This window comes from Pseudobacillus sp. FSL P4-0506 (assembly GCF_038003025.1).
Lineage (GTDB): Bacteria > Bacillota > Bacilli > Bacillales > Domibacillaceae > Pseudobacillus.
The window spans coordinates 527,404-551,022 of the sequence record NZ_JBBOOI010000001.1 but is presented as its reverse complement, the minus strand read 5'-3'; the positions used below and the strand labels follow the sequence as shown (position 1 = coordinate 551,022).

Genomic DNA, 23,619 nt, shown 5'->3' with positions numbered 1-23,619 from the left:
ACTCTCAGTTATTTTCCCCATGTAGCACAAATTATAACGTTCCCGTTGAAAAATTCAACAAAAATGCAATACAAAGAGGCCTGTCTGACAAATCTTCAGGCAGGCCTTTTTCATTAAAGCTCTGTTAATACAGTTGGCACTTTCGGATCGGTGTGTAAGAGCTCAAATTGCTCTCCGACCGGCATATCCTTCATTTCAAGCGTTTGTGTCACACTCATTTTTGCTAAATCTTTCATATTATTATCCTGGCTCAAATGGGCGAGATAAATACGCTTTGTCCGGTCCCCGATTACATCGCTCATAGCAACGGCAGCATCTTCATTAGATACATGGCCAAAGTCGCCTAAAATGCGGCGCTTAATATTCCACGGATACCGACCTACACGCAGCATTTGAACGTCGTGATTGCTTTCAAATACGTAGGCATCCGCATTGTTAATCACGCCTTTCATCCGATCGCTGACATAGCCTGTATCTGTAATTAATGCCAGCTTCCTGCCTTCATGGTGGAAAACATAAAACATTGGTTCGGCTGCATCATGAGACACACCGAATGACTCAATATCCAAATTCCCAAAGCTTTGCACCGTTTCCATATCAAATGTAAATTTCTGTTCCGTATCAATATTTCCCGTCAGCTTGTCCATTGCCTGCCACGTCTTTTCATTTGCATAAATCGGCAGTTTATACTTTCTAGCTAGCACACCTAGCCCTTTAATATGGTCACTATGTTCATGTGTTACGAGAATGCCCGTCAAGTTTTTAATTTCGCGGTCAATGGATGCAAACAGCCCTTCCATTTGTTTGCCGCTTAATCCGGCATCTACTAAAAACGCCTGATCTTCCGTTTCCACGTAGAAAGCATTTCCTGTACTACCGCTTGCCAGAACGCTAAAACGCAAAGTCATGTTGCTTCACTCCATCTATCATCAGCTGTTTTCCTCATTCTTATAGATCGATCCGTCAAAAGCATTTACAAACATTTTTTCTGTTTTTTCGCCGTTTTTAATTTTAAAGTACCAAGTAGGTGTCAATACTTGTAGTTCCGTCAAATGTACAAAAGTGTAATAACCGAGCTCTACATCAGAAATTTTGCTGTTAGGCTTAATTAAACCATTTTTATAAAGCGTTTGAATGGCCTGGTGGGCAGATATAATACTCTCCTCTTGACCATTCTCTTTCAGGTCCTCCAACATGGTCTGCTTATAGCCGATAATTTCGTTATTGCTGTTCAACTGAACTTCAAGCCTGCCATTTTTAATTTCAAACAGCTTCTTATCCTTATAGTGCTGATAAAAAATAGCCGTATTTTTTTCGCTATCAAGCTCCCAGTATTGATATTGATCACCGAAAATAACCTCTGTTTCAACAAATGCTTTAAGGTCTTCCAGCTTCTTCTCCCCCAGCTTGATTGGCTTTTGCAGATGGCTTTCTAAAACAGTTTGATTGTCCGGAAACTTAACCGTCTGGTTCTGCAAGAGACTGACCTCTTTTTTGGTAAAGCTTTTTGTTTTTGCCGTGAGAATCGTTTCTTCGCTTACTTCTTCGGGTAATTTTCCATATTCAATATTGTAAGATTTTAATTTATCTTCAATTGAAGCTTCCTTAATAAATTCAAATTGGCTGGCACTATGCTTATTAAGAAACACGGCTAGAAGGAAGATGTCCAAAATGAGGAAAACAGTAATGAAGATTGTTTTTGTTTTACTCCAATCCATGGACTTTTCCCTCCGTCTTCTCAGTGAATGAAAGATGCTTCCAGCGCCCTCCATACTTATAAAACCAGGAAGGCTCAAGAACGAGTATTTTGGATGATTCCGGATCTGGAAGCAGCTGGTATCCTACCGCCATATCTTCTAGCAATGCGGGTTTAAAGTGCTCCAATTTTTTTACTTGTTTTAATGCAGATGCGCTGTCCGGCAGTGTAACCTCTTCTCCTTCGGATGGCAAGGAGATATCAAGCGTAAAATAAGGACGGGTATACTTATAAATTTTGTCTTGTCCCCATACTTGTACGATTTCTGCCATGTCTTGATCTGCTGACATGCTTTGGCCGTCAAACACCGGTAATCCATTTTTAAACAAACGGTAACCAATTTCAGAAGACCCTGGAGTCGCCTTGAACAGTCGATATTGATCCGTCCATCCGCTATGCTCATTAATAAATTTAATACTTTTATCTAATAGGTCATGCAAACTTCCGGGATTATTAATTTCAGACTCTTTGGCTGGATTGACATAGAAAATCATCCTCTTAAGGTAATCAACCTTCATTAATGTAGAGCCGTCTGTGTATTCTTCACCATTAGTTTTTAAGCCTTTTTTTACTAAACTCGGATCACTAAACAGCAAATCCTTAAAGTCCTCTATATCAATTTCATCCGGCAAGTATTTATAACTGGATAGCACCGGCTGCTTTTCTGGAAGGAACAATTGTTCATTTGCGGCAAGCGGATAATGAACATATGGCTCCCACTTTTCCGCATCCTTAATAAATTGCTTTTTAAATGCTGAAAGGTTTGTTGAGGAGGCTTCACTTCGAAAAACAAGACGCTCCTTTGTCGATACGAAATAGACAGTTGCCTGCTTCTCTCTCGTATTTATATTAGTGATAATAATTCGGTCAAACACCGCATTCGGTACAGAGTCATCTTCAAATGTCGTAATGGTGCTCATTGTGTAAAAAGGAATAAAAGCAGGAAACAAGAGTTCCAGGCGATTTTCGCCATGGAGTAACTCACCAAATTCCTTTTCTGTTATTCTGCTTGATACATCTACGGTGTTTGTAAATGTCCATGTTTGTATTTCTTTCATGATTTCATCTACTTCTATATCTCTTGTAGAACCATAATGCTCATCATCCTTATGAAACAGCACGGTAGACGGCTTAACTAAGTGAGAAGCTTCTTTTGTCTCACTGATTGAAGATACTTCATGAATATTATCTCTTTTGATAGTGTCGTAATTTGGTTGGTAACTCCATATACTCAAAGTCAGGATAATGCTGATTGCCACAAGCAGCGCTAACCCGATTGATTTTATTTTTTCATAGTTCATGACCAATCATCCTCTTGAGACAGTTCGTATGGAAGCGTAAAGAAAATCGTTGTTCCCTTGCCTTCAGCACTCGTTGCCCAAATGTGGCCTTCATGGGCAGTAATGATTTCTTTCGCAATTGCTAATCCGAGGCCAGTTCCGCCCATTTTACGGGAACGCGCCCGATCAACACGGTAAAAGCGCTCAAAAATCCTCTCAAGATTTTTCTTCGGTATCCCCATTCCCTGATCGCGGATACTAATTTCAATCTGATCGCTTTTTTCTTCAACTTTAAAAGTAATCTGTCCGCCTTCAGGTGAATACTTTAATGCGTTAGAAATAATGTTATCAATTACCTGTGTTAATTTATCGGTATCAATTTCGACATAAATGGGATAGCGAGGTAATTTGCGTTTAAAGGTAACATCCTGCGACTTCGTCATCTCAAACCGGTCAATAATCCGGTTAAAGAACTCTGTGAAGTCCACGTCCTTTTTCGTTAGCTGATAATCGCGGCTGTCGAATTTCGATAGCTGCAACAGATCATTAACGAGACGAATCATCCGCTCTGTTTCAGTCTGGGTGACCTCAAGAAAATGAGGAGCAATATCCGCATCCTGCCATGCTCCATCCGCCAGAGCTTCTAAATAACTTCTCATCGTTGTAAGCGGTGTTCTTAATTCATGAGATACGTTGGCAACAAACTCACGGCGATCCATCTCAATTTTTTCCTGTTCGGTTATGTCATGAAGAACCGCAATCAAACCATTGACAAATCCGGTATCTTTTTGAATAACGGAAAAATTGGCACGCAAAACATACGGCTGGTCATCGTTGCTGTAATCTAAAATGACTGAATCTTGCTCGTTAAGTAAATCATCAAACGTATATTCCTTTTCAAGGCCGAGCAAATTAGTGATCGTCTGTGAAATAACTGTTTCACGTGAAACATTTAACAGCTTTGCAGCCGGCTCGTTAATTAAAATAACTCTTCCTTTTCGATCGGTAGCAATAACCCCATCAGTCATATAAGAAAGCACTGAAGACAGCTTTCTTCTTTCTCCTTCAGTCGTCGCCTGTGCTTCCTGTAGACGCTTCGTTAAATTATTAAATGTAATCGCCAGTTCACCAATTTCATCCTGTCCATATACTTTTACCTTGCGGGAAAAGTTCCCCTTTCCGAGTGCCACAGCCTGACGGCGCATGTCACTGATCGGACGGGTAATTGTCCGTGCCAGCAAAATTCCAAGAATAGCTGTTAATCCTAAGGCAAGAGCAGTAGCTGAAAACAAGATTTCATTAATGTCTTCCAACTGGCCAAACACGGTTTCCACTTTGCCAATTAAATAGACGGCTCCAATAACTTCTCGATTGGAAATGATCGGAGAGGTATAGACCCAAATCCGTTTATTCGATTGCTGGTCAATATACATTTTATCTTCTTCAGCGCCGAGAGAAAGCGTCCGCTTCACAGAAATGTCAGTAATTCTCTGGCCAATGATCCCCTGCCTATTGGAATCAGAAGTGCCGATAATACGGCTACGGTGGTCAATAACACGTACTTCTGATACGTCTGGTCCTGCAAAATCATCCAGTATTCTCCGGATATCCTGCTCAAGAGTCGGGGTTTCTTCTGTCCGTTCCTTCAGCATTTCTTCCCTTAAATTATATTCAAGAAGATTGACTCGTTCTTGAAGGGAGGTTTTAAAATTTGTAAGAAGCTTTTCTTCGAGTTCTCTTACAAAATACACTCCGATAATTTGCATAGCAAACAAAATAAGCAATACATAAATTAATACAAACTTCAGTTGTATCGACTGAAAAAAGCCAACTCGTTTCATGTACGTTACTCCTGTTCAGGATTGCGCAAGTAATAGCCTACTCCTCGCCTTGTCACAATCCATGAAGGATGACTTGGATTATCTTCAATTTTTTCACGGAGACGGCGAACGGTTACGTCGACTGTACGGACATCTCCATAGTAGTCGTAACCCCATACTGTTTGCAGCAAATGCTCTCTTGTCATTACTTGTCCAATATGCTTTGCTAAATAATGAAGCAATTCAAATTCCCGGTGCGTCAATTCAATCGTTTCACCGCGTTTAGAAACAACGTAAGCATCCGGATGGATCGTCAGGGTTCCCACTGAAATCTCATTCGTGTCTTCTTCTTCTTCCGATTGTGGTGGTGCCGCCTGGTGTCGACGCAAGTTAGCTTTCACACGGGCGATCAATTCCCTGGTGCTGAATGGCTTTGTTACATAGTCATCTGCACCTAGCTCAAGGCCAAGCACTTTGTCAATTTCCGAATCTTTCGCTGTCAGCATGACAATCGGCATCTCGTGTTTTTTTCGCACTTCCCGGCACACTTCCATGCCATCCCGTCCCGGAAGCATAATATCAAGCAATATTAAATCAGGCTGCAGTTCCTCCACCATTTCTACCGCTTGATCGCCATCATAAGCACAGTGGACATCATAGCCTTCTTTTTTAAGATTAAACTGCAGAATATCTGCAATCGGCCTCTCATCATCGACAACTAATATTTTCTTTTGCATGTTCTTCTCCTCACTTCTTCATTCTAAAAACATTCAATTTAAGAAAAGATGATTCTACTATTTTAACATATTTCCTATAGAAAGCTGTTTGTTCTATCCGTTTAAGAAAAAAATGGTAAATACTACTGCAAACAGGCCGTTGTGAAAACAAACGACCCGGTATCTTTACACTATTAAAATGGCTCCTCAATAACTTTATCATGAAAAGCTTTGGTTTTCATCTTTTTCAGGCAACTGGATTTTTTTTCTTTACAATAAAAAAAGCACCGCGAGAGTTATCATCGTCGCAATGCTTCTTTGATGGCTCAGGACGGAATCGAACCGCCGACACATGGATTTTCAGTCCATTGCTCTACCGACTGAGCTACTGAGCCATAATAAAATATTTCACATACTCCTATTCATTTGTCCATCCATCCGCTTTCAACAAGTAAAAGCAAGCGGCAAACTCAAGGGTTTGCTAAAGCATCGCTTCGGAGTTTACTCCATCGTGCTTTACGATTGAGCCCTAATAAAAAATGATGCGGCCAACATTGAAGTCGATTCAGGAAGTTTTGGCCGTCATCTGGGAAAATAGGATTCATTAAATTAAACGGTTATTAAAATGGCGGTCCGGACGGGACTCGAACCCGCGACCTCCTGCGTGACAGGCAGGCATTCTAACCAACTGAACTACCGGACCACTTTAAAGAATAATGGGTTGTCTAGCTACAGGCGCTAGTGGCGTACATTAATTCACTCTTTCTTGAGAGAGTTCTCATCGAAAGCTCTAATGCATTAACGCACTGAACGAGCGCCTTTCGCTTTTCTCCAAATGACCCCTACGGGATTCGAACCCGTGTTACCGCCGTGAAAGGGCGGTGTCTTAACCGCTTGACCAAGGGGCCACTTTACATAAAAATGGTGAGCCATGAAGGACTCGAACCTTCGACCCTCTGATTAAAAGTCAGATGCTCTACCAACTGAGCTAATGGCTCGCAGTTATGCTTGTTCTTAACAACGTTGTTAATATTATCACATAGTTAAATAGCTGACAACAGGTTTTTGAAAAAAATTGTCGAAAAAAATAAAGTGATTTGAAAACAATTAAAAAACCTAATAAACAATCATTTAAATGAGCAAGAGAAGCCTAAGACCTGTTTTTTTGTTAAAATAAGTAAAAAAATCCCTTCAATTATCTTGCAAAAAAATCCGTTTTCTCTCTTGAGAAAACGGATTTTTTGTACGCTTACTTTCTTTATCTAAAGAAGTATATGTCGAAAATAAGCGATTTTAAGGTTTTTAAATTCAGAAATGGACAGCTATTTTCTTCTTATGCCCATACACTGCGAATAACATTTGTCTGGTTGCGATCCGGACCTACTGAGAATGTAGACAATGGAATACCGGTAAGCTGAGATACACGCTCTAAATAATGGCGTGCATTGTCAGGAAGTTCACTCAACGCTCTGCAGCCAGTAATATCTTCCGTCCAGCCTGGAAGCTCCTCATAGATTGGTGTGCATTTAGATAAAATGTTCAAGTTTGCTGGATACTCTTCAATCACTTTATCTTCGTAACGGTAAGCAACACAGATTTTTAATGTTTCAATACCTGTTAATACATCAATGGAATTAAGAGAAAGATCTGTCAAACCACTGACGCGGCGGGCATGACGCACAACTACGCTGTCAAACCAGCCAACACGGCGTGGACGGCCTGTCGTTGTTCCATATTCGCGGCCTACTTCACGGATCTGATGACCAATTTCATCATGAAGCTCCGTTGGAAATGGGCCATCTCCTACACGGCTTGTGTAAGCTTTCGCTACTCCTACCACATGATTAATTTTGGTTGGGCCGACACCGGAACCAATAGTTACACCGCCCGCAACTGGGTTAGAAGAGGTAACAAATGGATATGTACCTTGGTCAATGTCCAGCATAACGCCTTGAGCGCCTTCAAATAATACACGGCGTCCGTCATCTAAAGCATCGTTTAAGACAACTGATGTATCGCATACATATTGTTTGATTTGCTGGCCGTATTCATAATATTCATCAAGAATATCTGCCATTTTGAACCCTTCCGTTTCATAGAAACGCTCAAGCAAGCGATTTTTCTCTTCTAAGTTGCGAGTTAATTTTTCCTCAAACGCCTGGCGGTCTAATAGATCCGCTATACGGATGCCTACCCGAGCCGCTTTGTCCATATAAGCAGGGCCAATGCCTTTTTTAGTCGTGCCGATTTTGTTATCACCTTTGCGTGCTTCTTCCACTTCATCAATTTTTAAGTGGTAAGGAAGGATCACATGTGCACGGTTGCTGATACGCAAATTATCTGTAGAGACATTATGGTCATGCAAGTACTTTAATTCCTGAATTAATGCTTTCGGATCAACGACCATACCATTGCCGATTACACAAATTTTATCGCTATAGAAGATACCAGATGGAATCAAATGAAGCTTATACGTAACATTATTGAATTTAATTGTATGTCCTGCATTGTTACCGCCTTGGTAACGAGCTACTACTTCTGCATTTTCTGAAAGGAAATCAGTAATCTTTCCTTTTCCTTCATCGCCCCACTGTGTTCCAACAACTACTACTGACGACATAATAAGCACCTCCGAAGGGTCCATTAGTTTGTTAATTTTTTATACCAGATTTATTTTAACAGGTTAAAACTAAAGAAGTCAATCGAAGAACACGAACGTTTTCTTAGACAAAAATCAATTTGTTCGTAAAAAAGAGAACCGGCAGTCGGTGCTGCCAGTTCCTCCTTTCGTTACCCTGTTTCATCAAAACGCCGTTCCAGGTTGACGAACTTGTTATACTCTTTAACAAAAGCGAGCTGAACAGTGCCAACTGGGCCATTCCGCTGCTTTGCTATAATGATTTCGATAATATTTTTGTTTTCCGATTCTTTATCATAATAATCATCTCGATACAAGAAAGCAACAATATCTGCATCTTGCTCAATAGATCCCGATTCACGGATATCAGACATCATCGGACGCTTATCCTGACGCTGCTCCACGCCACGAGAAAGCTGGGAAAGAGCAATGACCGGAACTTCTAGTTCACGGGCAAGCGCCTTGAGGGAGCGCGAGATCTCTGAGACCTCCTGCTGGCGGTTCTCACCTGAACGACCGCTGCCCTGAATAAGCTGCAAGTAATCTATTAAAATCATACCCAGGCCATGCTCCTGCTTTAAACGACGGCATTTTGAACGGATTTCTCCAATGCGCACGCCCGGTGTATCATCAATATAAATTCCTGAATTCGACAAACTTCCCATCGCCATTGTCAGCTTGCGCCAATCTTCATCTGTCAAGGAACCTGTACGCAAGTTTTGAGCGTTAATGTTGCCTTCTGCACAGAGCATCCGCATAACAAGCTGCTCCGCTCCCATCTCCAAACTGAAAATCGCCACGTTTTCATCTGTCTTTGTAGCAACGTTTTGGGCAATATTTAACGCAAACGCCGTTTTACCGACGGAAGGACGCGCTGCTACAATAATCAGGTCATTGCGCTGAAAACCGGCAGTCATGTGATCAAGTTCAGCAAATCCAGTCGGGATTCCAGTCACATCCCCCTTCCGGTTATGAAGCATTTCAATATTATCATACGTACGCACGAGTACATCTTTTATATTATGAAAAGCGCTTGTATTTTTTCGCTGAGCCACTTCCATGATGCTTTTTTCTGCTTCATTTAATAAAGCATCTACTTCATCTTCACGGTTATAGCCTTCTTGAGCAATTGTTGTGGCCGTACGAATCAACCGTCGTAAAAGCGACTTTTCTTCGACGATGCGGGCATAATATTCAATATTGGCTGCCGTTGGCACCGATTCAGCCAGCTCCGTTAAATAGGTTACACCGCCAACATCTTCCAAGTCTTTGGCTGCAGCCAGCTCTTCTGTCACGGTAACAACGTCGACTGCTTTTCCATGATCATTAAGCTTGAGCATCGTATTATATATTTTTTGGTGAGCAGTCCGGTAGTAGTCTTCTGGAATGAGAATCTCAGAAGCTACTGTTAAAGCTGCAGGCTCCAAAAAAATAGCACCAAGTACCGCTTGCTCCGCTTCAATGCTTTGCGGCGGGATCCGGTCGGTTAACAACTCACTCATCACTTAAACCTCCTTGCAGGAAGCGTTGTTTCTTTCTTCGCTAACTGTCTATTTGTCAAAAAAAAGTGACCAGAAAGATCCGATCACATGTTTTCAACCTTATTATTTTAGCATGAAATGATTTATTTTTCTTCAGTAACATGAACTTTTAATGTGGCAGATACTTCATTATGAAGTTTAACCGGCACATTTGTATAGCCAAGCGCCCGAATTCCTTCAGGTAGATCCATTTTACGCTTATCAATTTTTATATTGTGTGTCTTTTTCAGTTCTTCTGCAATTTGCTTTGTTGTAACAGAACCGAACAGCCGGCCGCCTTCGCCAGACTTTGCTTTAATTTCTACTGTTAATTCTTCCATTACCGCTTTTAATTTCTTCGCTTCTTCCAACTCTTGCTGAGCAAGCTCCACTTCTTTTTTCTTCTGGGCTTCCAGCGTCTTTTTGTTCCCTGCCGTCGCTTCCACTGCCAATCCGTTTTTAATTAAAAAATTATGGGCATATCCATCCGCCACATTTTTTACTTCGCCCTTTTTTCCTTTTCCTTTTACGTCTTGTAAGAAGATTACTTTCATTCTTCGTTGCCTCCTTCATATAAATCAGTTATAACCTGCTGAAGCATTTCTTCCGCTTCTTCAACAGTCACATCTTTTAATTGAGTGGCCGCATTCGATAAATGGCCGCCACCTCGTAACTGTTCCATAATTACCTGCACATTTACTTCTCCAAGTGAACGAGCACTGATTCCTACTGTATCCGGCTCTCTCCTGGCGACAACAAACGAAGCTTGCACTCCATCCATCGCAAGCAATGTATCGGCTGCCTGAGCAATTAAAACAGAGTCGTATACTTGAGCTTGATCTCCTTTGGCAATCGCGATGCCATCCTTATAGAAATAGACGGTCTCAATAATTTGTGAACGTTGAATATACGTATCAATATCTTCCTTCAGGAACTTTTGGACAAGCACTGTGTCCGCACCTCGGGCGCGCAAATAAGACGCAGCATCAAAAGTTCTTGAACCGGTGCGCAACGAAAAGCTTTTCGTATCTACAATAATACCGGCTAATAGTGCAGTTGCTTCGAGCATCGAGAGCTTGCTGACCTTCGGCTGATACTCAAGCAATTCCGTAATAAGCTCTGCAGTGGAAGATGCGTACGGCTCCATGTAAACGAGCAGCGGATTCTTCACAAACTCTTCTCCACGGCGGTGATGGTCAATAACGACTACTTTGTCCACTTTTTGAAGCAGCTTCTCCTCAATAACCATGGATGGTTTATGAGTATCGACTACGACAAGGAGAGTATTTTCCGTCGCTAGATCGAATGCTTCTTCTGGAGCAATAATGCGCGAGTAAAGATCCGGGTTCTTTTTTGTTTCTGCCATTAACCGCTTGACAGCCGTGTCCATCTCAGAAAAATCAAGGACAATATATCCTTCGCGATCGTTCATTTCTGCTACACGCCGAATTCCCATGGAAGCGCCCAGCGCATCCATGTCTGGATATTTATGGCCCATGACAATCACTTTGTCGCTCTCCATTACGAGCTCACGCAGAGCATGAGAAATGACTCGTGCTCTGACACGTGTTCTTTTTTCCATTGGATTGGTCTTGCCTCCATAGAACTTTACCTTTCCATTGAGTTGCTTCAAAGCAGCCTGATCTCCACCGCGACCAAGAGCAAGATCCAGACTAGATTGAGCAAGGGTTCCCAGTTCAGGAAGAGACAGCTCTCCGTGACCGACACCAATGCTTAACGTCAATGACGCAGCCTGCTTCGCTGTGCGTTCTCTTACTTCATCTAAAATCGAAAACTTTGTTTCTTCGAGCTTCCGCAGTATTTTTTCATTGAGTACAGCAAAAAAGCGCTCTGAAGAAATCCGTTTTAAAAAAATCCCGTGCTCTAAGGCCCAATCATTTAAAATAGAGGTTACCATACTATTTAAGCTGCTTCTTGTCTGATCATCCATTCCCTGTGTTAAATCGTCATAGTTATCTAAATAAATAATCGATAAAACGGTTTGCTCCTCCAAAAACCTTCTTGCAGTTTCCTCTTGCTCAGTTACATCGAACAAGTAGAGAAGCTTTTCTTTCGGCTTGATGATCACGTCAAACTTCCGATCGTGCAGCTCTATCACATCGCCCTTTTCGTTTTTAATAATGGTAATGAGAGAATCGGCAAGCTCATGCAACGATTTCCCTACCAATGCTTCTTCCTTAAAGTAAGAAGAGAAAAAGGTGTTAGCCCACTCTATGTAGTAATCATCATTATACAGAAGGATTCCAATCGGCATCTCCATGAGTGCCTCTTCCCCTACACGCTTTAATCGGTAAGAGAGAGTCGTAACATGGCGCTCAACCTCTCCGTGTATACTATCCTCCGCTTTGATCAGCAGAAAAAGCAGCCCCCCGCTTATAATAAACCCCGCGAGTGCTACCGGCCAATTATAAGTAGCAAGTACGGCAAAAACAATAATTAAAACTGCCAGTAAACCATATAACGGAAATTGTATTTTCCGCCTGCTATAATAAGAAAGCATCATTTCAGCTCCTAGAAATAAAAGTAGCCTAAACAAATTATCTTTTCCGTTGAAGGCGTTGCCGCAAGTCGAATCCTAAGTCAATTATACCTAATAATCTCACAATATAAAGGAGCGGAAGGAAGAGAATTGAAAAAACTGTTAGCAAAATTGGAAGAATCTTCGGCCATTTTTTCAAATGAGCTATAAAGTAAAGAAATGATAATCCTTGAAGCAGCAAACAAAATTGCAGCATAAACATAATATTTATGTAGGAAAAGTACCACATGCTTCCCTTCTCTGGTACTGCAACCAAGCTCATCACCAACAAGATAATATAGTACCATAAAATACTTTTCGGCACGTGCCATTCTCTAAAAGGCTTAAACTTCGGCACATCCACACCCATTTTCTTGGCAATTGGAAAGTTAATAGCCATGAGAATTAATATGGAACCTAACGAGAAAAGCACAAGCAAACTCGGCATCAGTGCGGTCAAGTAATCAAATACTTCTTGGGCCTGCTCGATTGCCGCTTCCGGGAGAGGATTTCCCATGCTTTCCATTAACTTGGCAGAATCCTCATAGGATTGTTTGAATGACGCGCTTATATCAACCGCTTGATCTCCTGCCACACCCATAATCGTTACATATAAAACAACTATATTCAGCAAAAAAATTAAACTTCCTGCCATAAATATAGAAAATTTGTCCCGATTTTTTTGAATCATATTTCCCATAATTGTTCCTGTCATAATAAACAACAATGCAAATGGCACTGCTGGCAGACCGCCGAGTAGCAAAGAAATAATCAAACAGATGGCGGCAAAGCTTATAGCCGTTCGTGCTGGATACTTAGCACTGTACGCTAAAAAAGGAAGAAGAAGAAAAAGACTGGCTATCATCCCCAAACCTGGAATATACAGCGTTAGTGTGAATAAAACGGCAAAAATAATGGCCCTTTTTACTCCTTCGGTTATCATTTTTTTATTGTCCACTCAAACACCTCATTAACAATCTCTTTGCTGTCATCGAGTAACTTTCCTCTATTATTACATGATTGACATCCTTATTATTTTATCCTGCTTTGGTCATTCATTCAACTGTTCGGACCTGCACAAAAGACTGCCGCAATCTTTTCCGGCAGTCTTTTTCGCACCTATCAACTTTTATAAGTTAAAGTGATGAATAGATTCTAGCAGTTCCCGATTCAATTCATTCAGCTTCTCGGCTGCTGTTGTAACGGATTGTACGGTCTGCATCTGGTTATCCGTATGATTCCTAACCTCCTCACAAGCTGCGACAGCATATGAGGAAAGTTCAGCCATATCACCAACTAAAGACAACAGTTCATCCTTTTTTCCTGTAACTTGCTGAATATCTTGATGAACGTCCGAAACAGCTTCCTTCATTTTATCCATAAGGGCAGAGTTTTTCTGAAAAATAGCATTTGCTTGTTTAACTGCTTTTGTTTGTTTAGAAAAGTTTTCCTTTGTTTGGTAGATTTGCGCAATAGCCTGTTCGGAGCCCTCGTGAATATTGACAATCCTTCCTTTAATTTCTTGTGCTGCATAGTTAGATTGTTCAGCAAGCTTGCGAACTTCTTGAGCAACGACAGAAAAACCCTTTCCATGCTCACCAGCTCTCGCTGCTTCAATGCTGGCGTTGAGTGCAAGCAAATTTGTTTGAGAAGATATATCAGTGATGGCTTGAACAATATTTCCAATTTCCTCGATTTTATAACCAAGCTCTGTTATTACCTCTTCTGTTGTATCAATAAACCTTTCAGATATATGATTTGATTCTTGTAAATATTGAATTTGATCAAAACCGGCCCGGTTCGCCCGCCCGGCATCTTCAGCAAAAGCTGCCATGATCTCTGCTTTTGCTGAAACAGCATTAATAATTTCTCCAAATTCCCCCGACTGTTCCTTTGCCTTTCTTGCTTCCTCTGCTGAACGCACAGCCCCTGCCGCAATTTCATTAATAGCTGCAAATGTTTGCTCACTGGCCCGACTGGAGTCTTCAGCTGTTAATGTTAATTCATTCATGGATTCTCTTACATTATGAGCTGACTGTGAAACTACTACGATAATATGGCTCATGCTGTCGATCATGTTGTTAAAGCTATAACCAAGTTGTGCAACTTCATCCCGGCCTTTTACTTTTACTTTCGTATGTAAGTTTCCTTTAGCTACCTCACCAACAGACTGATTCAGCTTCTCAATTGGTTTGGTGATTTTGGAAGATAAATAGTAAATAAAAACGATAATAACGAGCAATATAGAAAGAGCAGTAACAATTAATATATCTCGGATCCCCTTCGAAACGCTCAATAATTCGCTTTTCTGGTAGACAGCGCCTGCCTTCCAATGTGTGCGGTCAATCGTCTCATAAACAAATAATTCTTTTCCCTTTTCATCCCCCACAATGCCGCTTTCCTTCCCGCTGTCAGCCACTTGCTTAAACAAAGGGAAGTTTGTTAAGTTCTTGCCTTTTTCTTTTGGATGCACAATGGCATCCCCGTTTTTTCCATAATAATCGGGTAACCCTCATAGCCAATTTTTAAATCATTAATATGGTTAGTTAAGCTTGTCAAATTAATGTCTGCGCCAATGACTCCCAGCCATTGATCTCCCCTATACACTGCTTTAGAAACAGTAATTACATACGCACCGGATTTATTTTGATAAGGATCACTCCAAGCGGTCAACTTCGGCTTTTGTTTAGCAGCTTTAAACCATTCTTCTACAGTAGGATCGTAATTTGCCGGCAAACTAACTGATGGAGCCATTTTAAATTGCTTGTCAGGGGATACATAATAAACAGTGAGTACATCCTTATATAAATAAGTATATTCATTTAAAATTTCTTGCAGCCCTCTCTCTGCTGCCTGCTTCTCTTTTATTGCAGCAGAATCTGTTATGCTTTCTCCGTAAGCTGTTACTTGTTCGCTTGCTGAAAGCAGCTGAATGCTTTCCTCGTACTTTCTTAAGAATTGCTGAATAGAATGCTCCAGTTCCTTCACAATGCCTTTCGTCTGCTGCATTACATCCCCTTTAGTCTTTTCTTCTGCTTGCCATCCAATAAAAAAGATCAGGAAAGAAAAAGAAAGAATTATCAAAATAGAAATAGGTACAATGAACTTCAATCGAATGGATTTCAGTTTCAGCCCCACCTTCCCTCGCATTATTCTTCGATTATAGTCTTTTGTACCCAAGGTAATATTAACTGGTTGTAAAACTATTATTAATTTTATAAAGGGAGGGTTCATTAATAGAAAGTAGTTTTAAATAAAAAAGACCCGCCCTAAAAAGGCGAGTCGCAAAATGTATAGAACACCCACTTTAAAGACAGTCAAGAAGCGCTCTTTTAGCTGTGCAGCTTAAAGCGATTAACCGTCTTTTTTAATTCGATGCTTAATTCCATCAACTGCTCAGAAGACATAGCCACCGACTGAATGGCATGCAGTTGCTCGTCAGCTGAAGCGCTGATTTCTTCACTTGCAGCTGCTGATTGTTCCGAGGAAGCAGCAATTTGCTCCATCACTTCCAACACTTCATTCTTCGTACTGGCTACTCCAGATATCTCCTCATTAATAGCCGAAATAGAGACTTCCATTTTCTCTACCAGCGAAGACAACTTCTTGAAAATAACCTCTGTCTCTTCCACTGCCGCTGTCTGGCTGTCAAAATTCGTCCGTGTTTTCGCCATCTGCTCGACTACTTGCCCTGATCCTTCCTGAATATCGCTAATCGTTTCCTTCACCTGATCAGTTGCCCGCGCAGACTGCTCAGCGAGCTTCCGGACTTCTTCAGCGACAACAGCAAAGCCTTTGCCGTGTTCTCCTGCCCGCGCTGCTTCAATCGAAGCATTCAAAGCCAACAGGTTCGTTTGTGAAGAAATATCGGTAATCGTCTGCATAATCAATTCAATTGATTTCACTTTTGCCTCTAAAGCAAGAATGACTTTCTCCATTTTATCAATATACATGTTTGTTTCTGTACTGGAGGAGCTAAGCGTCTCCACTTGTCCCAGTCCTGCCTTTTGTACATTTTCTGTCTGGCGGGCTGCTTCCCGTACTTCACCAGCCTGATTGGCAATTTGATTAATTTGCTCACCAAGATGGCGAGAACGTTCGGTTGCCTCGCTGGACTCTTCTGATGATTTAGCCGCTCCTTTGGCAATCTCGTTAATGGCGACAGCAATTTGTTCGCTCGAAGCATTTGTCTCTTCCGAAACAGCACTTAAGTTCTCTGCCGCTTTTGTGACATTGTCAGCTGAATGGTTAACAACCGAAATAATTTCCCTCATACTAGTGACCATTTCATTAAATGTCTTCGCCAGTTCGCCAACTTCATCTTTAGTTGTAACAGGCACCTGTACGCTTAAATCTCCTCTAGCCACTTCTTTAGCTAATTTTCCAAGAGAGAGAATTGGTTTGATTATTTGATTGAGTATATAAAGAATGGCACCAATCATGACAAGCAGCAGAATGACGCCGGTAACTGCCAGGTATTTTCCGATTGATTTGGATAAACCAAGCAATGAATCGTACTTGTAGGCAGCTCCAATCTTCCAACCTACTTCTTTTACGGTATCATATACAAGAATGCGTTCTTGCTTGTCCTTCTTGTATCCCACAGTTCCCTCCTCTTGATTGTTATCAAGAATAGATTGAACATAGTCGTATTTAGTCAAATCTTTTCCTTCCTCGGTCGGATGGACAATACCAAGCCCTTGCTTGGAAATAATGGTTGGCTCGCCGTTGTAGCCAATATGCATTTGATCCATTTGACTTGTCATGACGCCTAAGCTGATGTCAGCTCCAATGACACCAATTTTTTTGTTTTGCATTGTTACCAACTGAGACACAGTCACTACATATTCTCCAGTGGTCGCATCTATATACGGTTCACTCCATATAGCTTTCCCCTCTGACTCCATCGCTAACTTGTACCAATCTCTTGTTGTTGGATCAAAATTGTCTGGAACTTCAGCAGGATAAATATCTACTGTCCTTTTTGGTGTAGCAAAGTAGATATTCAATACATCTTTATAGGAGGTTAAATAGCGCTTGAGCGAGTTCATGACAGCTTCCTGATTCTTTATGTCCTCCTTGCCGCCCGCCAGGTTTACTCCCCGTTGGACAACCACTGGATCTTTAGCAATTAATTCAATACTTTTTCTATGCTGATCTAAAAATAAAGAAACTGAATCGCTCATTTGCTTTACAATTCCTTTTGTTTGCCCAATGACTTCTTCTTTCGTTTGCTTTTCAATTTGATGACCAATAAAAACAATAATAAAAGCAAAAGATAAAATGAGCAGTAAAGTAAGAGGTATCATTAATTTAGCCTTAATTGACCTCAAATCTATCACCCTCCTGTACATAATTGATAATGGGAGTACGGATGCGCGCCTTAGCACCGTACAATTTCCTTCTTTTTCATCGGTCGTTTTATAAAAATATAGATACTTTTATAAAATATTTATATTTTCAAATAATTGATCATAAAAAAAGACCCGCCGGTCAAGGCGAGTCTTTCGTTAAATTATTCTCCAGCTACGAATGGAAGAAGAGCTACCTGACGAGCACGTTTAATTGCAATAGTTAAACGGCGTTGGTATTTAGCGCTTGTTCCAGTTACGCGGCGTGGAAGGATTTTTCCACGTTCAGAGATAAACTTTTTCAAAAGTTCTACATCTTTATAGTCGATATGCGTAATGCCGTTAGCTGTAAAGTAACATACTTTCCGGCGCTTACGTCCGCCTCTGCGTCCTGCCATGTCGATTCCCTCCTCTTTTAGTAATGATTAGAATGGCAAGTCATCATCTGAAATATCGATCGGCTGACCGTCATTTGCAAATGGGTCTTCATCCATTCTTGTATAACCTGAATTGTTGTTACTGTTATTATTATTATTGCGTTGATTCTGTTGTCCAAACGGAAAGTCCTGGTTTCTTTGTCCGCCGCCGTATGCGTTATTTTCATTGCCACGCTCGCTTGAAGCAGCACTGCGTGGTTCTAAAAATTGTACGCTTTCAGCTAAGACCTCGGTTACGTACACACGCTTTCCATCTTGTCCTTCATAATTACGTGTTTGAATACGGCCATCTACGCCAGCTAAGCTTCCTTTTTTCAGAAAGTTTGCTACGTTTTCTGCTGCCCGGCGCCAAACGACACAATTGATGAAGTCCGTTTCACGCTCGCCCTGCTGATTAGTGAACGTACGATTCACGGCAAGTGTAAAGGTAGCAACAGCTGCTCCGTTCGGTGTGTAACGAAGTTCCGGATCTTTAGTTAAACGGCCTACTAAAACGACTCGGTTCATCATCAGAATCAACCCCCTTTAGTTCAAAATGTCCTTAAGCAGAACATTTTGAAAGATTGTTTATTTAAACGATTTATTTGTCATCTTCGCGTACTACGATATGGCGGATGATGTCGTCGCTGATTTTTGCTAAACGGTCAAATTCTTGAACCGCTGCAGCATCGGCGTTAGCATGTACTAATTGATAGAAGCCTTCACGAAAATCGTTGATTTCGTATGCTAAACGACGTTTACCCCAATCTTTAGAATCGATGATTTCCGCACCGTTAGAAGTTAAAATTCCGTCAAAGCGCTCAACAACCGCTTTTTTCGTATCTTCATCAACGTTTGGGCGGATAATGTACATAAATTCGTACTTTCTCATCTTTCTTTCACCTCCTCATGGTCTATGCGGCTCTTTTTCTTTGAAAAGAGCAAGGAGTAACTGTTTCATTACTCACAAGATAGAATTATATCATGATTGTCTCTTAAATGCAATACGATCAGCTGGACAGTTGTTGATCCAATTTTTTAAAATAAAAGCTGATCAGAAAAGAAATAACAGCGGCTGCCAATGTGACGAAAGGAGAAAGAGGGGCAGATAAAGACACCCCAAACCACTCTACAGAACTAAGGAAGGCCAGGCTGACTACAAGCAGAGTGACACAGACACCAATTAATCCGGCTATCATAACTGGGCGCTTTGCGTAAACGGTCCATTTTACCCCTCTTACAATAAACATGACTATCGCAGCTATTCCTATAAAACTTATCATAACAGGGAGCAGTGTCATCGTTTTCGTTTGAATATTCATCGTCCTCAACAAAATGTTCATTATTCCATCTGTTATTAATAGCCAGGCCGCCCCTAAAAAAGATATATACAAGTAAAAACTGATTCTTTCTTTCCATCCTGGCTTTGGCAATCCGGTAATTAAACGTTCGCAATAATCTTTAGGGTGCTTGCCGAATACGTCTTCTGCTGTTTTCCCTTGTGTTTGTGCTTCAATCAAATGCTCTAGAAGCTCCAAAAGCAATTCTTCTCCCGCTTTTTCAGCAATCCTGCTCGTGCGGATATATACTAACATATCTGAATAGTATTTCTCATTTTCCTCTGATAGACATCGTCTTCTTTCATTGTTTACATTCACCATTTCCTTGGCATTCATTTTCTTTTTCCCCTCCATCTAAAAGCTGTTCAACCGGTTTTTTTATGGCTTCCCATTCTTTTTGAATCGTTTTTAAGTTCTCTTTGCCTAAAGCAGTTAAATAATAATATTTTCTGTTGGGCCCTTGGGAAGATTTTCGCATTTCTCCTGTGATCAACCCTTCTTTTTGAAGTCTCAGCAAAATAGGATAAATAGATCCTTCACTTACCATGGATAGTCCTTGATCTTGCAGTAAGGCAAAAAGCTCATAACCATATGTTGGCTGACGGTCAATTAATGCTAAAATACAGCCCTCCAACACCCCTTTTAACAGCTGACTTTTTGTGGACAACGTTCTCTTCCTTTCAAGTAGGTTGCATAACAAGTTACTGGAACAAAAATTACTACCTTGTTTAGCAAAGTAGCTCTCTTTTATTTTACTTTCTTTTCCTTCTCTGTCAACTATACGAAAAAGAATTATATTATGAGAAATTAAAAGCCGCATTATCCTAAAAAATAAGGGTAATGCGGCTTTCCTCTATGGATTCTATTTATTTCATGCTTTTTTCGTCTTATACATTAAATCTAAAATGAACAACGTCTCCATCCTGCATAATGTATTCCTTGCCCTCCAGACGAACCTTTCCAGCTTCTTTAGCAGCTGTCATAGACCCGGCTGTCATCAGATCCTCATAGGAAACCGTTTCAGCCCGGATGAATCCACGTTCGAAATCGGAATGGATAATGCCTGCACATTGCGGGGCTTTCATTCCTTTACGGAATGTCCATGCGCGCACTTCCTGAACGCCAGCTGTAAAGTACGTAGCCAGTCCAAGTAAGGAGTAGGCAGCGCGGATCAATTGATCTAAACCAGACTCTTCAATCCCAAGTTCTTGCAGGAACATCGCTTTTTCCTCCTCATCAAGCTCAGCGATTTCCTCTTCGATTTTTGCACAGACAACAATGACTTCTGCATTATCTTCTGCAGCAAATTCGCGAACCCGTTGAACGTATTCATTATCTGATGGATCAACGATATCTTCTTCACCAACGTTTGCTACATATAACATTGGCTTAGCTGTCAATAAATGAAGCTGCTTGGCGATGCGGCTCTGTTCTTCAGAAAGTTCTACTGTGCGAGCCGGTTTATTGGCTTCTAACGCTTCCTTTAATTTGACTAGAACATCGTTTTCCGCAACGGCTTCTTTGTCTTTTTGCTTGGCTAATTTGGCCACGCGCACAAGACGTTTATCAACCGTTTCCAAATCGGCTAAAATTAATTCCAGGTTAATGACTTCAATGTCATCAATCGGATCAACTTTTCCGGATACGTGTGTAATATTATCATCAGCAAAACAGCGAACTACCTGGCAAATGGCATCTACTTCACGAATATGAGCGAGGAACTTATTGCCAAGCCCTTCTCCCTTGCTCGCACCTTTAACGATGCCGGCAATGTCTGTAAATTCAAAAGCAGTAGGAACCGTTTTCTTCGGTTCTACCATTTCAGTTAACTTATTTAAACGCTCATCAGGCACTTCTACAATGCCTACATTCGGATCAATGGTACAAAAAGGATAGTTAGCAGATTCTGCGCCTGCTTTCGTAATTGCATTAAATAACGTTGATTTTCCCACATTCGGCAAACCAACAATTCCAGCTGTTAAAGCCATTTCGGTCACTCCTCTATCGTAAACTCTTCTATTGCTTTCGCTCTAAACCTTTCACAATTATAAGTTTAGTCAAAGAAAAAGGCAATTGCCGCTTTTCCTATGGTTCTCCTTAATTTTTGCTATACTGTTAAAAATTTCATAATTAGGAGTGGATTCTATGCAGCGCATTGATCACTTACTTCGCGAGCACAAATTGTCTCATAAAAAATCGGCTATTATGACATCTCTGCGAAATTCCATTGGTATTGAGAAAAAAGCAATAAAAGAAGAAGAGATTCCAATTGGCACTTCAAAATTAGGCGGCCTGCCGGATATGCCGGATGGAATGGAATTTCCCTCGTATGAAAACGGATATCTCTGGTTCATCGGGCAATTTAATTTAAAAGAAGCAAAACCGTATGATAAAGATAACTTGCTTCCTGAGAAGGGAATTTTATATTTATTTTATGATGCTCATGAACAGCCTTGGGGCTTTGAAGAGGATGAAGGATGCTATAAAGTTCTTTATTTTGATGGAGATGTCTGTGAATTAAAAAGAAGAGCATTTCCCGGGGAAAGTGAAGGTGACTATTCTTTAGACGCCTATAAAATAGCATTCAGGAATATATATACCATTTCCGAGCACCCTGAAAATCTGCCATTTGAAGATGAAAACGAAGAAGATCGCTTTTGGAATTTTCGCCAGGAATTAATGCAGCCGGAAGATGAAAACGGCTCTATTGTCCCAGCTCATTACATGTTAGGAGAACCATTCAACGTTCAAAATGATGTATTTGAGGAGCTATATGATAGCAGCAAACACCCTGTATTATTGTTCCAAATAGATTCTGATGAGCAGGACTTAGGTGTTATGTGGGGTGATTCAGGACTCTTATACTTTTGCATAGAAAAAGAAGAATTACTCGCTAAACAATTTGATAAAGTTACTTTTACTCTGCAATGTTTTTAATCCATTGCAAGTTTTCTGCTAAAAAACAGCAGCGTTATGCTTCGCTGCTGTTTTCAACTGGATGAATCACTTTCTTCATTTTTTTAACAAATTCTCTTCTCGGTAAAATAACGCTATGCCCGCATCCTTCACATTTTATTCGGATGTCCATACCGAGCCTAATTATTTTCCAGCGATTTGTCCCGCATGGGTGTGGTTTTTTCATTTCGACGACATCATTCAATTCAAATGTTTTTTCCATACGCTCACCCCCTGCTTATGTTTTCATTCTTTTTATGCGCCACTGCTTCTTCTTGCTCTGTACGAGAATACATAACAAGCCGTGGGAATGGTATTTCAATTCCATTTTCATCCAAACACAATTTCACTTCTTTACGAATCATCCGGGCGATGTACCAGTGATTCATCGGCGTAGTTTCAGCAGCTATTCTTAAGATAACATCTGAGGCCGCCAAATTCTGTACACCGAGCAAGGTGGGCGGTGCTACAATTTCTTCGTACTTATCCTGCAGCGTCCCCAATAACGCTTCAATGGCTTTTTCTGCTTCTTCAATATTTTCTTCATAAGCGATACTCACATCTACCACAGCCATGCTGTTATGAATAGAAAAGTTGGTGACTTCCGTAATGGAACCATTCGGCAAAATATGAAGTTCTCCTGTCCATTGTTTAATTTTTGTTGTTCTAAGACCAATTTCTTCGACAGTCCCCTCAAAATTACCGATACGAACAAAGTCTCCTACTGAAAACTGATCCTCAAAAATGATAAAGAAACCGCTAATTACGTCACGCACAAGGTTCTGAGCGCCGAAACCAACCGCAAGGCCGAGAACCCCGGCTCCGGCAATTAGCCCTTTCACATTGAAAGTTAAAATCGAGAGAATATTAAGGAGTGCAACGAAATATACAACATAGGAAACTATATTTTCCATTAATTTTAACAAAGTGGTTTCTCGCCGTTCTGAATATCTAAGAGGGGCTTTTGCACGCAAATGGAAAAAGTTGCGGATGGCTGTTTTAGCTACTTTTACAAGAATAGCTGCCACAATCATCGTCAGGATGATTTTTATTGCTCCTCCTCCAACAGCAAGCCACGTCTCTTCATTTGTTAATTTATCCCACGTTTTATCAAGCGTGCGCTGAAATGTAGACATGAAATTCCTCCTTTACGGTCTTTGCTTGAAGGACAATCTTCATTTTAACAAGAATAGCAAAGAATTTGTAGCCGGGCACATTGAATAGAAACTTTTTCTTTTTCCCGGGAGCATGTATAGAATCGCTCAAAAATCCGTATACTTTTACTATT

The 23,619-nt window shown here is 40.8% G+C and carries 22 protein-coding genes and 4 tRNA genes; 1 reads left to right on the top strand and 25 read right to left on the bottom strand.

The window, feature by feature from the left end; all coding sequences use genetic code 11:
- Window positions 1-113 precede the first annotated feature (113 nt).
- From MKZ02_RS02820 to ychF, 23 genes are all read right to left on the bottom strand, one after another.
- The gene (locus MKZ02_RS02820; protein WP_120035738.1) at window positions 114-908 is read right to left on the bottom strand and encodes an MBL fold metallo-hydrolase; all 795 of its coding nucleotides are present in this window, start codon (window positions 906-908) and stop codon (window positions 114-116) included.
- Between the two features lie 21 nt (window positions 909-929).
- Window positions 930-1,718 (bottom strand): two-component system regulatory protein YycI, encoded by a 789-nt coding sequence (locus tag MKZ02_RS02815; RefSeq protein ID WP_182917052.1) that lies wholly within the window; start codon window positions 1,716-1,718, stop codon window positions 930-932.
- Complete coding sequence (locus MKZ02_RS02810) at window positions 1,705-3,057, bottom strand: YycH family regulatory protein (protein ID WP_340851732.1); 1,353 nt, start codon at window positions 3,055-3,057, stop codon at window positions 1,705-1,707. The genes MKZ02_RS02815 and MKZ02_RS02810 overlap by 14 nt, the downstream gene beginning before the upstream one ends.
- Window positions 3,054-4,877 (bottom strand): cell wall metabolism sensor histidine kinase WalK, encoded by a 1,824-nt coding sequence (walK, locus tag MKZ02_RS02805; RefSeq protein ID WP_120035744.1) that lies wholly within the window; start codon window positions 4,875-4,877, stop codon window positions 3,054-3,056. The genes MKZ02_RS02810 and walK overlap by 4 nt, the downstream gene beginning before the upstream one ends.
- A 5-nt stretch (window positions 4,878-4,882) precedes the next feature.
- Window positions 4,883-5,593: a response regulator YycF gene (yycF, locus tag MKZ02_RS02800; protein ID WP_120035746.1), complete on the bottom strand. Its 711-nt coding sequence runs from the start codon at window positions 5,591-5,593 to the stop codon at window positions 4,883-4,885.
- A 301-nt stretch (window positions 5,594-5,894) separates the two neighbouring features.
- Window positions 5,895-5,967 (bottom strand) — tRNA-Phe (locus MKZ02_RS02795).
- Window positions 5,968-6,198: 231 nt separating this feature from the next.
- Window positions 6,199-6,275 (bottom strand) — tRNA-Asp (locus MKZ02_RS02790).
- A 133-nt stretch (window positions 6,276-6,408) separates the two neighbouring features.
- A tRNA-Glu gene (locus tag MKZ02_RS02785) sits at window positions 6,409-6,480 on the bottom strand.
- A gap of 14 nt (window positions 6,481-6,494) precedes the next feature.
- A tRNA-Lys gene (locus MKZ02_RS02780) sits at window positions 6,495-6,570 on the bottom strand.
- A 335-nt stretch (window positions 6,571-6,905) separates the two neighbouring features.
- The gene (locus MKZ02_RS02775; RefSeq protein WP_120035747.1) at window positions 6,906-8,192 is read right to left on the bottom strand and encodes an adenylosuccinate synthase; all 1,287 of its coding nucleotides are present in this window, start codon (window positions 8,190-8,192) and stop codon (window positions 6,906-6,908) included.
- A 170-nt stretch (window positions 8,193-8,362) separates the two neighbouring features.
- On the bottom strand, window positions 8,363-9,712 hold the full coding sequence (dnaB, locus tag MKZ02_RS02770; RefSeq protein ID WP_120035748.1) for a replicative DNA helicase: 1,350 nt from the start codon (window positions 9,710-9,712) through the stop codon (window positions 8,363-8,365).
- 122 nt (window positions 9,713-9,834) lie between these two features.
- Window positions 9,835-10,284: a 50S ribosomal protein L9 gene (gene rplI, locus MKZ02_RS02765; protein ID WP_340851730.1), complete on the bottom strand. Its 450-nt coding sequence runs from the start codon at window positions 10,282-10,284 to the stop codon at window positions 9,835-9,837.
- Window positions 10,281-12,251, bottom strand: coding sequence for a DHH family phosphoesterase (locus MKZ02_RS02760; protein WP_120035752.1), 1,971 nt, complete (start codon window positions 12,249-12,251; stop codon window positions 10,281-10,283). The genes rplI and MKZ02_RS02760 overlap by 4 nt, the downstream gene beginning before the upstream one ends.
- 37 nt (window positions 12,252-12,288) lie before the next feature.
- Window positions 12,289-13,227: a YybS family protein gene (locus tag MKZ02_RS02755; protein WP_120035753.1), complete on the bottom strand. Its 939-nt coding sequence runs from the start codon at window positions 13,225-13,227 to the stop codon at window positions 12,289-12,291.
- A 171-nt stretch (window positions 13,228-13,398) separates the two neighbouring features.
- Window positions 13,399-14,742, bottom strand: coding sequence for a methyl-accepting chemotaxis protein (locus MKZ02_RS02750; protein ID WP_340851726.1), 1,344 nt, complete (start codon window positions 14,740-14,742; stop codon window positions 13,399-13,401).
- Entirely contained in the window at window positions 14,712-15,278 is a 567-nt protein-coding gene (locus MKZ02_RS02745) for a cache domain-containing protein (protein ID WP_340851724.1), read from the bottom strand. The genes MKZ02_RS02750 and MKZ02_RS02745 overlap by 31 nt, the downstream gene beginning before the upstream one ends.
- A 323-nt stretch (window positions 15,279-15,601) precedes the next feature.
- Window positions 15,602-17,602, bottom strand: coding sequence for a methyl-accepting chemotaxis protein (locus MKZ02_RS02740; protein ID WP_340851723.1), 2,001 nt, complete (start codon window positions 17,600-17,602; stop codon window positions 15,602-15,604).
- A gap of 182 nt (window positions 17,603-17,784) precedes the next feature.
- Complete coding sequence (gene rpsR, locus MKZ02_RS02735) at window positions 17,785-18,018, bottom strand: 30S ribosomal protein S18 (protein ID WP_041095655.1); 234 nt, start codon at window positions 18,016-18,018, stop codon at window positions 17,785-17,787.
- Between the two features lie 27 nt (window positions 18,019-18,045).
- On the bottom strand, window positions 18,046-18,567 hold the full coding sequence (gene ssb / locus MKZ02_RS02730) for a single-stranded DNA-binding protein (RefSeq protein WP_120035756.1): 522 nt from the start codon (window positions 18,565-18,567) through the stop codon (window positions 18,046-18,048).
- A 70-nt stretch (window positions 18,568-18,637) separates the two neighbouring features.
- Window positions 18,638-18,928 (bottom strand): 30S ribosomal protein S6, encoded by a 291-nt coding sequence (gene rpsF / locus MKZ02_RS02725; RefSeq protein ID WP_049665910.1) that lies wholly within the window; start codon window positions 18,926-18,928, stop codon window positions 18,638-18,640.
- A 118-nt stretch (window positions 18,929-19,046) separates the two neighbouring features.
- Window positions 19,047-19,712 (bottom strand): DUF1129 family protein, encoded by a 666-nt coding sequence (locus MKZ02_RS02720; protein ID WP_182917055.1) that lies wholly within the window; start codon window positions 19,710-19,712, stop codon window positions 19,047-19,049.
- Window positions 19,678-20,043 (bottom strand): PadR family transcriptional regulator, encoded by a 366-nt coding sequence (locus MKZ02_RS02715; protein WP_120035758.1) that lies wholly within the window; start codon window positions 20,041-20,043, stop codon window positions 19,678-19,680. The genes MKZ02_RS02720 and MKZ02_RS02715 overlap by 35 nt, the downstream gene beginning before the upstream one ends.
- 220 nt (window positions 20,044-20,263) lie before the next feature.
- Window positions 20,264-21,364, bottom strand: a complete 1,101-nt coding sequence (gene ychF / locus MKZ02_RS02710; protein ID WP_120035759.1) for a redox-regulated ATPase YchF — start codon at window positions 21,362-21,364, stop codon at window positions 20,264-20,266.
- Between the two features lie 157 nt (window positions 21,365-21,521).
- On the opposite strand from ychF, the gene MKZ02_RS02705 reads away from it, so the two are divergent.
- A complete protein-coding gene (locus tag MKZ02_RS02705; RefSeq protein ID WP_340851715.1) occupies window positions 21,522-22,313 on the top strand; it encodes a YwqG family protein in 792 nt (263 codons plus the stop codon).
- A gap of 34 nt (window positions 22,314-22,347) precedes the next feature.
- Here MKZ02_RS02705 and MKZ02_RS02700 read toward each other — a convergent pair whose 3' ends face one another.
- Both MKZ02_RS02700 and MKZ02_RS02695 read right to left on the bottom strand, forming a co-directional pair.
- A complete protein-coding gene (locus MKZ02_RS02700; protein WP_120035761.1) occupies window positions 22,348-22,554 on the bottom strand; it encodes a DUF951 domain-containing protein in 207 nt (68 codons plus the stop codon).
- Between the two features lie 4 nt (window positions 22,555-22,558).
- Complete coding sequence (locus tag MKZ02_RS02695; protein WP_120035762.1) at window positions 22,559-23,467, bottom strand: mechanosensitive ion channel family protein; 909 nt, start codon at window positions 23,465-23,467, stop codon at window positions 22,559-22,561.
- Window positions 23,468-23,619 lie beyond the last annotated feature (152 nt).

Excerpts from the sequence above, each read along its gene's own strand:
- MKZ02_RS02820 (WP_120035738.1), bottom strand. The coding sequence starts at position 908 with ATGACTTTGCGTTTTAGCGTTCTGGCAAGCGGTAGTACAGGAAATGCT.
- MKZ02_RS02815 (WP_182917052.1), bottom strand. The coding sequence starts at position 1,718 with ATGGATTGGAGTAAAACAAAAACAATCTTCATTACTGTTTTCCTCATT.
- MKZ02_RS02810 (WP_340851732.1), bottom strand. The coding sequence starts at position 3,057 with ATGAACTATGAAAAAATAAAATCAATCGGGTTAGCGCTGCTTGTGGCA.
- walK (WP_120035744.1), bottom strand. The coding sequence starts at position 4,877 with ATGAAACGAGTTGGCTTTTTTCAGTCGATACAACTGAAGTTTGTATTA.
- yycF (WP_120035746.1), bottom strand. The coding sequence starts at position 5,593 with ATGCAAAAGAAAATATTAGTTGTCGATGATGAGAGGCCGATTGCAGAT.
- MKZ02_RS02775 (WP_120035747.1), bottom strand. The coding sequence starts at position 8,192 with ATGTCGTCAGTAGTAGTTGTTGGAACACAGTGGGGCGATGAAGGAAAA.
- dnaB (WP_120035748.1), bottom strand. The coding sequence starts at position 9,712 with ATGAGTGAGTTGTTAACCGACCGGATCCCGCCGCAAAGCATTGAAGCG.
- rplI (WP_340851730.1), bottom strand. The coding sequence starts at position 10,284 with ATGAAAGTAATCTTCTTACAAGACGTAAAAGGAAAAGGAAAAAAGGGC.
- MKZ02_RS02760 (WP_120035752.1), bottom strand. The coding sequence starts at position 12,251 with ATGCTTTCTTATTATAGCAGGCGGAAAATACAATTTCCGTTATATGGT.
- MKZ02_RS02745 (WP_340851724.1), bottom strand. The coding sequence starts at position 15,278 with ATGCAGCAGACGAAAGGCATTGTGAAGGAACTGGAGCATTCTATTCAG.
- rpsR (WP_041095655.1), bottom strand. The coding sequence starts at position 18,018 with ATGGCAGGACGCAGAGGCGGACGTAAGCGCCGGAAAGTATGTTACTTT.
- ssb (WP_120035756.1), bottom strand. The coding sequence starts at position 18,567 with ATGATGAACCGAGTCGTTTTAGTAGGCCGTTTAACTAAAGATCCGGAA.
- rpsF (WP_049665910.1), bottom strand. The coding sequence starts at position 18,928 with ATGAGAAAGTACGAATTTATGTACATTATCCGCCCAAACGTTGATGAA.
- MKZ02_RS02720 (WP_182917055.1), bottom strand. The coding sequence starts at position 19,712 with ATGAATGCCAAGGAAATGGTGAATGTAAACAATGAAAGAAGACGATGT.
- ychF (WP_120035759.1), bottom strand. The coding sequence starts at position 21,364 with ATGGCTTTAACAGCTGGAATTGTTGGTTTGCCGAATGTGGGAAAATCA.
- MKZ02_RS02705 (WP_340851715.1), top strand. The coding sequence starts at position 21,522 with ATGCAGCGCATTGATCACTTACTTCGCGAGCACAAATTGTCTCATAAA.
- MKZ02_RS02700 (WP_120035761.1), bottom strand. The coding sequence starts at position 22,554 with ATGGAAAAAACATTTGAATTGAATGATGTCGTCGAAATGAAAAAACCA.
- MKZ02_RS02695 (WP_120035762.1), bottom strand. The coding sequence starts at position 23,467 with ATGTCTACATTTCAGCGCACGCTTGATAAAACGTGGGATAAATTAACA.